The sequence below is a fragment of the Saccharolobus shibatae B12 genome, from assembly GCF_019175345.1.
Classification (GTDB): domain Archaea; phylum Thermoproteota; class Thermoprotei_A; order Sulfolobales; family Sulfolobaceae; genus Saccharolobus; species Saccharolobus shibatae.
In genome coordinates this window covers 1,761,199-1,774,883 of record NZ_CP077717.1, presented here as the reverse complement: position 1 = coordinate 1,774,883, position 13,685 = coordinate 1,761,199, and the positions used below count along the sequence as shown (strand labels likewise).

At 34.0% G+C, this 13,685-nt stretch carries 12 protein-coding genes and 3 pseudogenes; 8 read left to right on the top strand and 7 right to left on the bottom strand.

Annotated features, from left to right (window positions below; translation table 11 throughout):
• Window positions 1-309: 309 nt before the first annotated feature.
• Window positions 310-1,305 (bottom strand): hypothetical protein, encoded by a 996-nt coding sequence (locus J5U23_RS09355; protein ID WP_218266003.1) that lies wholly within the window; start codon window positions 1,303-1,305, stop codon window positions 310-312.
• A 739-nt stretch (window positions 1,306-2,044) separates the two neighbouring features.
• Between J5U23_RS09355 and J5U23_RS09350 the strand changes: the two genes are divergently transcribed.
• The 5 genes and pseudogenes from J5U23_RS09350 (at window position 2,045) to J5U23_RS09330 (ending at window position 5,733) form a co-directional block, all read left to right on the top strand.
• Complete coding sequence (locus J5U23_RS09350) at window positions 2,045-2,629, top strand: SWIM zinc finger family protein (protein WP_218266002.1); 585 nt, start codon at window positions 2,045-2,047, stop codon at window positions 2,627-2,629.
• Window positions 2,630-2,738: 109 nt separating this feature from the next.
• Window positions 2,739-3,395, top strand: a complete 657-nt coding sequence (locus tag J5U23_RS09345) for an IS6 family transposase (RefSeq protein ID WP_218267529.1) — start codon at window positions 2,739-2,741, stop codon at window positions 3,393-3,395.
• Window positions 3,396-3,725: 330 nt separating this feature from the next.
• A complete protein-coding gene (locus J5U23_RS09340; RefSeq protein ID WP_218266001.1) occupies window positions 3,726-4,349 on the top strand; it encodes a hypothetical protein in 624 nt (207 codons plus the stop codon).
• A gap of 478 nt (window positions 4,350-4,827) precedes the next feature.
• Window positions 4,828-5,319, top strand: coding sequence for a nucleotidyltransferase domain-containing protein (locus J5U23_RS09335; RefSeq protein WP_218266000.1), 492 nt, complete (start codon window positions 4,828-4,830; stop codon window positions 5,317-5,319).
• Window positions 5,309-5,733: pseudogene (locus J5U23_RS09330) on the top strand (HEPN domain-containing protein). The gene J5U23_RS09335 and the pseudogene J5U23_RS09330 overlap by 11 nt, the downstream one beginning before the upstream one ends.
• Window positions 5,734-6,043: 310 nt before the next feature.
• Here the strand turns inward: J5U23_RS09330 and J5U23_RS16160 are convergent.
• Window positions 6,044-6,133 (bottom strand): annotated as a pseudogene (locus tag J5U23_RS16160) (transposase); the annotation flags it as partial.
• 455 nt (window positions 6,134-6,588) lie between these two features.
• Window positions 6,589-6,717, bottom strand: a complete 129-nt coding sequence (locus J5U23_RS16015) for a hypothetical protein (RefSeq protein WP_280638374.1) — start codon at window positions 6,715-6,717, stop codon at window positions 6,589-6,591.
• Window positions 6,718-6,871: 154 nt separating this feature from the next.
• Between J5U23_RS16015 and J5U23_RS09320 the strand changes: the two genes are divergently transcribed.
• The 3 genes and pseudogenes from J5U23_RS09320 (at window position 6,872) to J5U23_RS09310 (ending at window position 8,989) form a co-directional block, all read left to right on the top strand.
• A complete protein-coding gene (locus J5U23_RS09320) occupies window positions 6,872-7,339 on the top strand; it encodes a PaREP1 family protein (RefSeq protein ID WP_218265999.1) in 468 nt (155 codons plus the stop codon).
• A 305-nt stretch (window positions 7,340-7,644) separates the two neighbouring features.
• Window positions 7,645-7,752: pseudogene (locus tag J5U23_RS09315) on the top strand (IS5/IS1182 family transposase); the annotation flags it as partial.
• A 379-nt stretch (window positions 7,753-8,131) separates the two neighbouring features.
• Window positions 8,132-8,989: a winged helix-turn-helix domain-containing protein gene (locus J5U23_RS09310; protein WP_218257936.1), complete on the top strand. Its 858-nt coding sequence runs from the start codon at window positions 8,132-8,134 to the stop codon at window positions 8,987-8,989.
• A 582-nt stretch (window positions 8,990-9,571) separates the two neighbouring features.
• On the opposite strand, the gene J5U23_RS09305 is transcribed toward J5U23_RS09310, so the two are convergent.
• The 4 genes from J5U23_RS09305 to J5U23_RS09290 form a co-directional block, all read right to left on the bottom strand.
• Window positions 9,572-9,892, bottom strand: coding sequence for a nucleotidyltransferase domain-containing protein (locus J5U23_RS09305; RefSeq protein ID WP_218257937.1), 321 nt, complete (start codon window positions 9,890-9,892; stop codon window positions 9,572-9,574).
• Complete coding sequence (locus J5U23_RS09300; RefSeq protein WP_218257938.1) at window positions 9,880-10,272, bottom strand: HEPN domain-containing protein; 393 nt, start codon at window positions 10,270-10,272, stop codon at window positions 9,880-9,882. Before J5U23_RS09300 ends, J5U23_RS09305 begins: the two co-directional genes overlap by 13 nt.
• A gap of 758 nt (window positions 10,273-11,030) precedes the next feature.
• Window positions 11,031-11,933, bottom strand: a complete 903-nt coding sequence (locus J5U23_RS09295; protein WP_218265998.1) for a DUF973 family protein — start codon at window positions 11,931-11,933, stop codon at window positions 11,031-11,033.
• A 199-nt stretch (window positions 11,934-12,132) separates the two neighbouring features.
• A complete protein-coding gene (locus J5U23_RS09290) occupies window positions 12,133-13,674 on the bottom strand; it encodes an AMP-binding protein (protein ID WP_218267528.1) in 1,542 nt (513 codons plus the stop codon).
• Window positions 13,675-13,685: the final 11 nt, after the last annotated feature.

Here is a 13,685-nt window from a genome sequence, read left to right as displayed (position 1 = left end):
GTTTTGCACCTACTATTTGTAGAGATTTCCCTTGTTTAATAAATTCATATACTAATGGCAACACTATGACTACACTCCCAAATTCTATAAATAATCATTTAAATTGGTTATTGTATAAATTGTTTAAGAGTAGGCTGTTGTGTTAAATTCTTTAATTTTCTTAGATGTTAAGCTAATTAATTTTGCTTAAAATCAAAATCAGAGGTTGATCTAAAGTAAGTTTAGCGTATTTTGATGGAAGAAGTTGAAGCGATGCGCAAAGCGAATCTGCGTATTATTAACATGAAATTAATAGAATTAACCAATTAACTATTTAATGTACTCTTTTAATTTTTCTCTCAGATCAGAAGGAATTATGGCAACTCTGTAATTTTTACCTTTTATGTTCATTTTTCCTACAAATACAATGCAATAAAATCTTAAAATGCCTAAAGGAGTCTTATTATTGTGATAAAAATAAGTGGTATCATCCATGAATTTCCTCGAAAGTTCACCATATTTTATAACACCACCTTTATTCAGAACTACTCTTAATATTTCTAGAGCTTCGTCAGGTAATTTTTCCAATACTTTTTCTGTTTCTTTAAGGTATACCTCGGCTATTTTGTCTATCTTTTCTTTCTTTACTCTACCTTTAATATTTAATGCATCACAAATCTCATTTATCCATGTTGCAGGATATTTAGCCAAGCACTGCTTCAATGTTGTCCTTTCCGTTACATTTGCACTCTCAATTTCCTTGAGTCTCATATTATCTATCCTTTCCATAGCCTTATCTATAAACGCAGGTGTGAGAAAACCATTTTCATTTAGAATGGGAATGTACTCTACTACACCGAATAGATAATACTTTCCTCCGTAATATATTATATGGCATCTTAGTACGTGAGTGTTCTTGACTTCCTTTATACTTTTCCACGTGGACGGATCTACTTTAACTAGAAATTCCCCTATATCTTTATTGAATAATTCAACAAAATATTCATTATTAATCTTTTGCAAATCCCTTATACTGAAGTCCCCAGAAATTATTTTCATATTCTTAACTTTATCTATGGTTTCCTCATCAAATTTCTGTAAAACTTCTTCAAGAATTGTCATATTAGTTTTGGGATTTCTATAATATAGTCCATACCATATCAGAAAGTCTAAGTAAAAACCATTAGCATCAGTATATTGCTTTAAGGAGAAGTCTGACCTAAAAAATTCCTTAAAAATTTCCTCAATTTCATCTTTTCGCATTGCGGTCATCGCATTCTCAGATTTCTCTAAAACTTCATTAATGACATCTACTAGGAGTACCACATAAAAACTTATTTAGAATCTTTATAAATAATTTTTTGTTCTTTTAAGATTGTGAACACCGTATCATCGTTTACCTATAAATCTTGGAATTAGCTTTCTTGCTATAAGACTAGGGCTATAGAGTACTTTATCGTGTTTAAACTCCCATTAATAACCTTTGTTACTCTGTTGAACCTATTTGCTTGTCACCTCAGTGGAGAGTATTACGGTTCGTTAGGATTAACTAGAGAAACAGAAATGTGGTTCTTCAGCAAAAAGTAAATCATCACTTACCTACCTTCCTCCTACTGGGAATTCACGCAAAACTAGAGAACGAGTAAACCAAATTATGAGAAAAACAAATAAACAAGTAAGATGATCATGAAGAATATATAGTGTCACATGGTTAACATCTACATATTCTCGATTCCCAGGTTTGTTAGAGGCGAGATATGCGATACCTCTTGACTTCACTAAAAGTTCTCTCAGTGATCCTCGTTATACAAAAACAAATAGGTTAATAACGGCACATTTCCACACTCATATGGAGTGAGAAACGCATTAAAGATTTTGTTTTTATTATCACCACTGCTTCGTAAGTTCCTTCAATTTTTTATATAAATCATGTTATTTATTTTTAAATCTTAAACTATTTTAAATTCAGAAAAATTTAACAAGTCTAACGTTTAAATAAATTGAAGGACACAACAAAGATTTCCGTAATTAATCTTTATATATCTTTATGGTATTACACTACATAATGAAAGCTCTTAATGAGAGTAAGATTATAGAGCGATTTGGATATTCTACGTTTGATAAGGGAAAGGAATATTATAACGAAAATAGAGTTTTGTCAGCTTTTATAAACGGTGATCTTTTAGAAGGTGTAGTAGTAGGAACCAACGTATACCGAACAAGTGTCTTACTCTCAGACCTCTCCAATAAATGTAGCTGTCCATTAGGAGGAGATTGTAAACATGTAGTTGCTCTTCTTTTATTCTATTTAAAGAATAGTGATGAAGTTATCGATATACCTAAGCTAAAGGATAAATTAAGAGAGAAAAGTAAAGAAGAGTTAATAGATATAATAATCAAAGCCTTAGGAGGAGAAGAGATATTACCGTTAATAGAACAAAAGGAAAAGAACATTAAAATAAGGTCCATTCTGAGAATTTTCGAACGTGGTGAAGTCGATGAGAGGACTGTGGAAAATATTTCAAATATTATCAGAAATTTTAAAAATAATATTTCTAAGGAAGATCTATTAATGCTATTGGAAAAGAGAGTGTGGACAACAATTTTGTTAATTCAAAACAAATTATATGAACTGTTCGTGTTCTATTAATAGAATGCGACGTAATACCTTTTTAGGGTGAGCACGGGAGTATTAATTGGGTGATACTACGGGAACTAGGTGGAGAGTTCCCGTGCTCACCCAAGTGATATTAGTTTTAATGGAGTATATTAATCTTAAGCCTAGGTTTTACACTAGTGAGGTAATAGCCTCGGCTTTGGCTAGTTACCTCTCGGGTTTGTCTTCTTGGAGGACTTCTTTGCCTCATTCTACCTTATTGTACTACTTGAGGAGGTTGAGCTGCATTAAGTACGTAGTGCCAATTAGTGGTTTTTATGCGGTAGACGAGACTAAAATTATGGTAATTAAGGGGCAGTATTATTACGTGTGGATTGTGAGGGATGTAAAGACGGGTGCAATACCTTTCTTCATGGTGACGAGCTCGAGGAGTGGAGTGCACGTACTGATAGTCTTGACGAGTGTGAAGAATGCGGAAAAGGAGGCTGAGAAAGTGCTCAAAACGAGGATAGATAAGGTAATCTACCTACACGATGGGGCAACAATCTATAATGCATTCACTTGGCTAAACGTGGAGCACAAGAGGGTAACGTTCAACGAGAGGGACTACGCAGAACAAGGGTTTAGGAGCTTAAAACACAGGATATCCTCAATGGATTTTCACTTCCCGTGGAACACTAATAGGTTCACGCTCACGAGGTGGTTATCAGTGTTCTTCCTAGCTTATAACGCGCTTTACGCTCCAGTATATTTGCCAGATAGGGGAGTGATAATAAATGTAAATATTCCAAATGAATGAAATTGTTGTCCACACTCGGAAAAGATAACACTAGACTGTGAGAATTTTGGATGCTTCTATGATGATTACGGAGATTACTATTATAATGAGTCTATCTTCAAGGCTATCGGTGAGGCTCTAGTAGAGAAAGATCTAACATCTGAAGATATTGAGAAGCTGAAAGAGATATTAGATCGAGATCAATACGAGCTAAGTGAGCCATTAATTGACGTTTTAGCTAATAAAGCCGAGGGTGATGAGAAATTCTTTAAATTAATTCAGAAAATTTTACCTCCTACATATAGGGCAGATATCGTTATAAAAAATAAAATGTATGATGAGGCTAAGAAGATGCTTGAAAAAGAAACTCTTGATCCTTCACTAAGAGTAGAGCTATTAAAGCTTATAGATCCAAGAGAAGCAATAAGAGTCGCTGAAGAAAATAAAGAATACACTTTAATAATACAGTATTACATAGAAATGAAAGACTATGATAAGGCTAAGGTATATATCAATAAGGCGATTGAGGAGAACCTCCGAACTGAGGTATTCCATATACTCTCAAAGTATAAGAACTTCATTTTACAAGATAGAGAATTATCTAATAAAATTGTAAGATACTTATTAGATATAGGTGATATATTATCTCTATTGAAGTTTTATGGTAATATTGATGATGATCTAAAGGATCTTTATGCTGAAAAGATATTAGAATCAGGATATGAATTCTATTTTGCAGAGTTTTTAGATGTCATATGCCAGAGAAAGCCAGAGAAAGTAAAAGAGTTTTTGCTTAAATCCGTTGAAAGTATGATCAACAGAGGATCTAGAGAATACGACTACGTAGCCTTTATGCTAACAAATGCGAAGAAATGCATGAGTAAGAAAGACTTCAACGAACTTTTAGATGAGATTGAAATTAAGCATTATAAGAAACGCAAGTTAATTGAAAAATTAAGTGTGCTACGAGATTGAAATATACTAATATTTAACTCAGTGGCTTCATCTTTTTATATATAATATAGCATTGTATAGAGTAAATTTCTTGAAAAGTACTAGATATCCGTCTTCATATATCATGAACTCAACATATTCCTTATTAATTCTTCAAATTATTATATTGCAAATACAAATCTTATGGATTTTTAATTAGATAATCTCGACAAGTTAATATATATCGTAAAAAAGTCTGATCCAATAAACTTTCTCTTCACAATTTTACAGAGGGGCCATTCAGGTTTCCATTGCAAATTCACTATGTTTCAAAAACTATGACGAATTTAATTGTGTAACAACGGTTAATAAAGGGAATAAATGCTTAATCGTGTTAACACTTTCATATTTATATTGTTCATAAATTACAATTAGCAATGGAAACATGAATCGCCCTACTGTGGTTACGCTTTAAGTATAAAACGACACGTTTATTAGATTTTTAGGATTTATATATTATATGATTAGGGAGCCTTATGCTACGTTGCTCAATAATATGATTAAAATAATGAAAGAGGAGTTTAAAGATGACTTGATATCTGTGGTACTTTATGGAAGTGTTGCTAGGGGAGATAATAGAAACGATAGTGATGTGGATATATTGATAGTTATGGACAATTTGCCTAGGGACAGCATGCTTAAAAGAATTAGATTGTTTGAGACCAAGGTTGAGGATAAGTTAAATTTAGATGAGTATTGGAATAAGGGTTATTACGTATCACTTTCTCCAATTCTTAAAACTCCCGAGGAAGCGGGAAAAATTTCACCTCTTTATCTAGACATGGTATACGACGCTGTAATTCTCTATGATAAGGATGAATTCTTTACTAAGATATTGCAAAAATTAAAGGAGAGGCTTACGGAATTAGGTGCTGAGAGAGTAAGAATGGGTAAGAAATGGTATTGGATACTTAAAAAGGATTCGAGATTTGGTGAAACAGTTGAACTTTGATTCCTTAGCATTTTCATATATTTCCCAAGCCGAGGAAAGATTAAATTTAGCTAAGACAGAGTATGAAAGAAATATAACATTGTTGTAAGACTTTGTCAAGAAGCTGTAGAGCTCTCTCTTAAAGCATGTCTCAGGCTGGTTAATATAGAACCGCCCAAATTTCATGATGTAGGTCCAATATTAAAAAATAATTCGGACAAATTTCCACAATGGTTTAAAGAAAAAATAGATGTTTTTGCATCATACTCTAGATCTCTGAGGAAAGAAAGGGAACTATCGATGTATGGTGATGAGGAAACTAATACTCCTCCTGAACTCCTCTATTCAGCTTATGATGGCCAGCAATCAATCAAAATTGCCGAGGAAGTATTAGAATACGCAAAGAAGCTATATGAAGAGAAGAAGAATAGATAAAATTTTTATAGAAAAGATATAAAAATTAGAAGTTATTTTGTAGTCATTATATTCTATATTTATTAGTAAATTTGTATCAGATTATCCTTAATATGCTTAATATTTCCTACGGCGATAACATTGGGTTTGTTAGCTTCTGGTATATAGTCTTTTTCTTCCCACGGTTACAAAATTCATATCTGTTATTAGAGGTGAAGTATGTAGTGCCTAGTAAATACGAAGGTGAAATGAGATTTGTCAATATACAGATTTGTCCAGTTATTTTCATTAAATAGCTCACCTTCAACCTCTTAATAGCACTTGTTCTACTTTAACGCAGCTTAAAGATTTTCATCAAACCTAGTGCACCCCCTAAACGTATTTCAACGAACCGGAGAAGTTCCTCCACACTCTTCAGGCTCTTAAGTTAAAATTAGACCTTTGCAACTCCTACGGGGAATTTACGCAAAACTAGAGAGCGAATAAAAACAAGTATTACAAGAGAAAAAGAAATAAGCAAGGAAGGGAAAAAAACAACATAAGTCCATAATAAACATGGGGACAAAACCCGTGTAGGAGTGTGCAAGTAAATTTTTCTAGGGGCTGAAGGTAGTTAGTATTATGCAAGAAAAACAAGGTATTATAATCACAAGGGTTATATAGGGGTTACATGTTTGGCACATACAGATTCACGGTTCCCCCAGAAGTGCTAGAGGCGAAGCATGTGGAGCCTACTATGAAAAAAGACTCTAGACTTCTAGGTAACTTTAGGATCTATCTGAATCCTCATCACCTGGAAGGATGAGGTTCCCTTTCAGAGTGGTTCATCGTTCCCACCATCGATTCGGGATCTCATTTGGTGGGTTGTAGGGGTAGTCAGAGAACCCTCACTTGAGGAGATCCGTCATTCACGTTGTCTGGATCCCGTGAAAGAAAGTGTGAAGATGATAGATGTCTCTCCCTCAGTCCCATTAAGTCCTCAATCGAATTGAGGAGGAGTGTCATCAACATCACTAAAAGATATCTCGACAAAGAAGTATTTAGATATAAGGGGACTATCTATCTCTTTGGCGAGGCTTTCCGCCTCCTTAACCCCCTACTTTGTAATTACCCCTCTGATCCATAAAACCTTATATTATCCACGGGAGATATTCAAATTATGGAGGAATTGATTAAGAAGGCCGAAGAACTAGGAGTAGACGTTGAAGAAATTCTGATTCAAGCTATATCTAGAAATGATCCAAATGAGGAGATAAAGATTAGGCTGGAGCTTGCTAAGAAGTATATGGCAGAATGTGAGGAGTATATTAAGAAAGGCGATGCTGCTCAAGCCTCCGAAAAAGCTTATAAAGTTGCCGAAGAGCTAGTTAAGGCTTTGGCAGAGAGATTTAATCTTGAGGAATATCAGAGGGCTAAGAAGGAAGGTAGGTGGTACACATATTTGCTAGGTTCAGCTTCTGGCAAACTTTCAGCTAAGTTAGGCACTTGGGTTTTGAATGGATGGGATTCTGGATACTCTCTTCACGTTTGGGGCTTCCACGAAGTTAAGTGGAATGTTATTGATATTCTCCCTAGAGTTGAGATTGTAAGAAAGATGCTGGAGGAGGCAGAAAAAGTATTACACTAAGTCGTTGAATATGACGTTTCAGTCTGATTTCTATATAAAGGAGATATTGACATCATTTTCATATATTAATTGTGGAGAATCTCCATGTAGAGTATCTGCTCAAGACTGTATTTTTAGATACACTATTTAGATATATAATTTGCTAGTTTGTTCGATTGATTTCATAAAAATAAAACGATATAAGAAGAGCTTTTCATTAATTAATATTTATTTTGATCTTCTTCTCAAGCTTACACTTGAATATCAGCAGCTTTACCAAATATGGAATCCACCAAGTGAACCATTCACGCATAAGCCCAAAACTAGACAAGGAGATGGTGGAGCTCTTTGTATACGTTATTGCGTTGATCTACAACTCCTCGATCTATGCCTCAGTCTTATCGCGTGTTCCCGAGAGGCAGTTAGCCCACTAATTTTGTACCGCGAGAGTTGGTCGAGGTAGGGTGGGCTATGTGGAAAATTCTGTTTTTCTCTACTACTGGTTATTTTCTCTTACAGTATAAGTTTAATCTCACGTTATACTGAAAGATATAATTGTATTTCATTCCTTATGGTTCGTAATACAATATTTCTCTTTCTATATTTTTATTCAATTATTTGCGTTTGGAACAGTCTCTCAAGCTTAGGTATAGCATAAATACGTTAAAAAGGCTAAATCTTTCTTAAAGTCTTAATAATCTGCTATAAAATACAAATGGGTTTTTAATATTACTGAATTTTATATCAAGAGAGCATTTTGAAAAGTCTTGTCAAAGGACAATTATTTAAAGAACATTTCACTCAATAACGAACATGGACAACTTCACAAGGATAATCAAGGATAAGACTAGAAGGGAAATATTGATTTATCTCTACAATAAGGGTAAAGCTACGTATTCAGATATTCTACATGATTTGAACCTATCTACAGGAAAATTAAATTATCATCTAAAAATTCTTGAGCCATTAATATTAAAAGAAGAAGAATATTATAAACTCAATGAAAAGGGAAAGCAGTTAGTGGAAATAATGTTGAGCTTAAGTAATGATAAAAGGGAGATTGAATACAGTAGATACTTACCTCAATTTCTAGCTATCGCCTCTCTCATTTTTCTATTTATCTCTGGAGGTTTTTTGGCTCATGAAGTAAATATCTACAATGAACCAGTCATCTCTAACCCTCAAGCATTTTACACTATTTATTCCATTTCGATAATAGCATTACTAGCCTCTTCATTTTTACTTTACACGCAGGAAGCTAAGGGTTTAGAGAACGCGATGTTATTCTTATCAATAATTTTCCCCTATGCAATATACCTTAACTGGCATTTAGTCTATTTAGTTTTACCAGCTTACTTAATTGTAACATCATCCGTTACTTTTCATTATTATATTTACGAGCTAATACCTACGTTGATATATTATTTTGGCATATTACCTAAGTTTATTAACTATAATATAAGGTTGATGACGATTTTATGGGGAATCTTGATTATATTTGGAGCACTAGTAAATTTTTCAGCAGCTTATTTAATAGATCTTTCACCGTTACTTTTAGGCTTATCTATAATGACAAGTAGGGATTCTTTGAAGAACTACAAAATACTCTTTATGATAACTTTAGCAATAATAGTGGGTGGGATATTGTTTAAGATGTTCATTATATACTAATCAACAATTTATCGAATAGCATTCTCTAACAATATCCCTCTTGATATCTTAGTGAGGAGATATCTTAAAAAGTAGAGAAAAGTGATGATTTGTGGATTGTTTCAATTTTTATAACTATATATGCAAAATATATAAACTTCACATTTTATCGGAAACTGTTAGCGACGGCAATAATACCCTAAAAGTACGCAAAAATCTTCTGTGTATTAAGATGAACAACCTTATCTTTTAAAATCTTAGGAAGTATAACAGAGTTCGGCCTTTCATCGTAACTAGTAGTTACTTTTTATCACTACTAGTTACTCAGCCTCATCACTCCTTCTTTCTCCCCGTGCCTAGGTTAGGGAGCCTACCTCCCAGCCACGACATGGGGAGTTTCATCGAGTGCACTCCTCCCTCTCTCAACTGCTCATAGAGTTCATAGTGATACTCTCTGATTAATTAACTATAAAGATTTTAAGGTTTGGGTTATAAACCTAGGGTAACTTGATAAGCATATGTTATCAACTTACCTAATAGCTTTAAGAGGATTAGAAGTAATTAAAAATAACTAAAAGTTAAGTAAATACATTACAGACAAAGTCATTTTACTCTCACTGCATCTCTGAGAAAGAACTTGTATGGTGGTAATTCTTTCTCATCTTCATAAATTACTTTAACGTCAAACAGATATGATGCTTTCTCCCCTAGTTTGCTCTCGACCTCATCGAAGAAGCCTATTAGCGCTTTATTCCTATCTTCACCGCGTTTAATAACTAAGATTAAGTCAATATCACTTGCCCCAGTTATCTTCTCACTAACTACAGAGCCAAACACAAATACTTCTTCAAATCTTTCAAGGTTAAGCTTTCTAAGTGCTTCCCTCCAGTTTCGTAATAACTTTATCTTCTCTAAAGGTTCCATAGTGATTCTACAAGTTTTAGTATTTCCTGCGCAGTAATTAAAGCTATTTCGGCCTCGTCCCTAGACACTGGAGGTAAACCGTACTGTGACTTTCCTCTTACGTTCTCTAGAATAATAAGCTTTTCTCTATTCTCCTTCGTAAAGTCACTTATCCTTTTATCTCCAAGTTTCGCATATATTAATGAAAGTAACTCTCTAATCCCGTGAGTTCGGGGAGGTTCTATTCCTAACTTGAAAAGTAGTCCTTTTAAGGAGAGTTGGGCTGAAACTTCACTGTTTAATGCCGAGGCCTCATAAAAGCTGTGCTCAAATGATAGTTCAGAAGCTTTTAAGTAATCCTTTGCCTTCCTCAAAAATTCCTCAGCAATGTTGTATGACACGGTTAGTACTAATGTAACATAAATATTAAGCTTATTTTCAAACGACCGTTTATTATAATCTTTTTGATAATAATTACAAAGGAGTAAAGGGAATAGTTTTAACAAGATATTGAAAGTAAGCTAGTTAATGAAAGTAACAAGATATATTTTGTATCGACAAAAGTTATATTCTCTTCTCAATCATAGGTACTACACGCTTCGCCTCTTATATAAAATATTTTAGTAAGTTTGAGTAGTATATATTTGACTGGATGAGGTCGTTTCGTCTCTTGGGCTCAAAGCTCGGTTGTTAGCTTGGCCACCTCCAATTCGGACCGGAAGTTGGGCTTGAAGCCCGAATAAAACATAAGGGTATATTTGGAGACCCATTTATCTGTATAACTAAACCATTAGATACTAATGAGAGAAGAGACGCGCCATTTATATAAGTAGTTGAGACTATACTCAATTTTGATGGAATGATTTTTATACCGGAAGCTAACAAACCTAAGTTTGCGACCGTGGGAAGAAAAAGACTATAACAAATCTAATGTTGTAACGATAGGAAACATCCTTTTTCCTTTAGACTAGTAAAGTATACTATTTATTATTAAGATATTTTGGCAAGCTAGGAAAAATCTTTTTAAAATATTTCTAACGTAGAAATTAAAGAGGTTTTCCAATAAGCTTTACCATAATTTGCCATTATCATAAAAATCGATCTCTAACAACGGACTAGAAGCGCGGTAAAAATTTGTTAAAAACTCAAATTCTTTTCATCAAACCTTATACGTTACCATAACTCTTATACTCTGCCCGTTAGATAACGTGAGAATCACGTTATAATTATTCCCAGGTATCATTCCGCTTAATGGATTAAATGCTACAATCACATTATTATTGCCGGGATTTAACGATATGGGAGCTATCGTATTTGAAGTATAAGTTGTTCCTTCTAAAGTAGCGGTTACTATGTTAACGTTACCAGAACTGTAAAGTACGAAGCTGGCTACTCCATTAGGCCTCATTTCTCCTATTCCTATTTGGTAGACATTAACAAACGGTTGACTGGGGACTGTTGGTGAAGGTTGCCCATATCCCCCAATTTGTCCTTGAGGGTATGGTATAACTCCTCCAGTAAGTCTTCTAACTATCTCATCTACGCTAACGTAAACCAATATCCAACCTATAAAAGATATTACCGGAATTATCTCAATAATACCTCCAATCTTAAGTAGATCACTATTATAGAATTTACCTATATTATATAACGCTATACCTATCAATAAAAACGCTATAAAAACCAATATATCACCTATTACCCCGATAGCACCGCCAACAATAATAAACAGTATTAATCCTCTGAGATTAAAGGGAGAAGCGAGACCAAATATTAAGCCTAACACTGCAATTAAAGCACCAATAAATTCGATTATTATTCCAACGGGAAGTATTCTTAATCCAGTAAATCCTAAACCCACGTCCTTTCCTCCGTTTGAAAAGGTTTGAAGTGCCTGCCTTAGTTTCGGTATGCCTAAGACGAATAATAGTATCAGTGAGACTATCGCTGCGATACCAGCCACACTTTTTACAATCCCTATATCTACGAGGAGACTTATCACTATAAACCATAAAGCCGCGTCCTTTAACTGTTGAAGTGCTTGTACATCTGTATTACTCATTAAGACATAATATTTTTTGTAGATAATAAATTCTTTGTAGATAATATTTCTTATAGTCTTTTTCTTAGTAGGTACATATGCTCCGCCTCTAATATAGATGGTGCGATGTTTCCCTCCGAACGATGTTTTCAAAAATCCTCTTTTTTCCGCTACCGTTGGTAAGTTTATATATTTTTATGAAATTTACGTAGTATTACCATCATTCAATTCTCTCTTTTAAAACTTTTTTGTTAACCTTTCCAGTGCTGGTTAGTGGTAAATCATTTACAATAACTATATCATCTGGAATCCACCATTTTGGTATCAAACCTTGAGTTGAAGCACTTCTTAAACGGCCGATTATGTTTTCTTTTAAATTTGATCCATTTCCTTTAACTAGAGCTATAGGTCTTTCTCCCCATTTTTCATCTCTTCTACCTATTACAGCAACTAGATCTACTCCACTTACTTCAGATATTATTGATTCAATTATACTAGGTATTATCCACTCTCCTCCACTCTTTATTAAGTCCTTCTCCCTATCCAAGATTCTTACAGTATGGTACTCATCTATAATCATAGCTATATCTCCAGTTTTGAACCAACCATCCTCGTATGAAGATTTAGTATTCTCAGGATCGTCAAGATACTCACCCGGTAGCCAAGGTGTTTTAACCCATAAATGTCCTATCTCTCCTACTTTAGCCTCTTTACCGTCTGGCTTAACTACTTTCAATTCCACGAAGGGAAGAGGATGAGTATATACTCTCGCGTAATCTTCGATATTTTGTATATTTATATTTGCAGGAATGATAGTAATTGAAATTGCTAACATATCTGTTCCACCATATATTGATGCAAAAGATACTCCACTCTCTTTTAACTTCTTAGCTAGATTGGATGATATTGGAGAACCACCTATCAAAGCCTTTAAACCATTTAGTTGCCCTTGTTTAGCTACGCTTAGTAGCATATACATTATTGTAGGCACAGTGTTAAACCAAGTTACCTTTTCCTTTTCTATTATTTCCAATGTTTTTATTGGCTCAAATTTTCCACTTGTAACATATTTAGCGCCAAGGTAAGTAGCGTGAAATAGTGAGCCCCATGACCATAAATGATAAAATGGTATAAGACCTAATATGACATCGTTATTCTTCAGTGAAGAAGGGCTATTGTAAAGTGATAGCTGGTGCACCATACCTATTGCTCCATGAACCGTTTTATCATTAGTGTACATAACCGCTTTAGGTAATCCTGTTGTACCTGACGTAAATAAGATGGAGTATGGATCACTTCCTTTAACGTAAATTTCGGGTTCTTTAACTAGTTTTCTATTTACCAAATCATCATATGTTATCTTAGTATCATTGGAATCTATGCTAATAATTTTCTCCTTAGTGAAGTCCTTAAATAAGGATATAAAATCTTTTGAAGAGAATAACCATTCTACCTTAGCGTGATTAATTGTATAAAGTAATTGATCATAGGGTAGTCTGACGTTAACCGGATATATTATTGTACCTATTAAGCTAGAGGCGAATAGTAGCTCAACGAATTTAAGGGTATTATAATCTGCAACTCCTATTATACTTCCCTTAGATATCCCAATCGATAGCATTGAGTTAGATATACCTATTATTCTTTCATAAGTCTCTTTATATGACAGTCTAACATTGCGAAAAGGATCTACTATTTCCTTATCTGGTGCTATAGTTACAGCCCTTTTAAGAAGCGAGAATACGGTAAAGCCCTCTTGCATTACCAAAAACC

Excerpts from the sequence above, each read along its gene's own strand:
- J5U23_RS09320 (WP_218265999.1), top strand. The coding sequence starts at position 6,872 with ATGGAGGAATTGATTAAGAAGGCCGAAGAACTAGGAGTAGACGTTGAA.
- J5U23_RS09340 (WP_218266001.1), top strand. The coding sequence starts at position 3,726 with ATGCTTGAAAAAGAAACTCTTGATCCTTCACTAAGAGTAGAGCTATTA.
- J5U23_RS09335 (WP_218266000.1), top strand. The coding sequence starts at position 4,828 with ATGATTAGGGAGCCTTATGCTACGTTGCTCAATAATATGATTAAAATA.
- J5U23_RS09345 (WP_218267529.1), top strand. The coding sequence starts at position 2,739 with ATGGAGTATATTAATCTTAAGCCTAGGTTTTACACTAGTGAGGTAATA.
- J5U23_RS09305 (WP_218257937.1), bottom strand. The coding sequence starts at position 9,892 with ATGGAACCTTTAGAGAAGATAAAGTTATTACGAAACTGGAGGGAAGCA.
- J5U23_RS09295 (WP_218265998.1), bottom strand. The coding sequence starts at position 11,933 with ATGAGTAATACAGATGTACAAGCACTTCAACAGTTAAAGGACGCGGCT.
- J5U23_RS16015 (WP_280638374.1), bottom strand. The coding sequence starts at position 6,717 with ATGACACTCCTCCTCAATTCGATTGAGGACTTAATGGGACTGAGGGAG.
- J5U23_RS09350 (WP_218266002.1), top strand. The coding sequence starts at position 2,045 with ATGAAAGCTCTTAATGAGAGTAAGATTATAGAGCGATTTGGATATTCT.
- J5U23_RS09310 (WP_218257936.1), top strand. The coding sequence starts at position 8,132 with ATGGACAACTTCACAAGGATAATCAAGGATAAGACTAGAAGGGAAATA.
- J5U23_RS09290 (WP_218267528.1), bottom strand. The coding sequence starts at position 13,674 with ATGCAAGAGGGCTTTACCGTATTCTCGCTTCTTAAAAGGGCTGTAACT.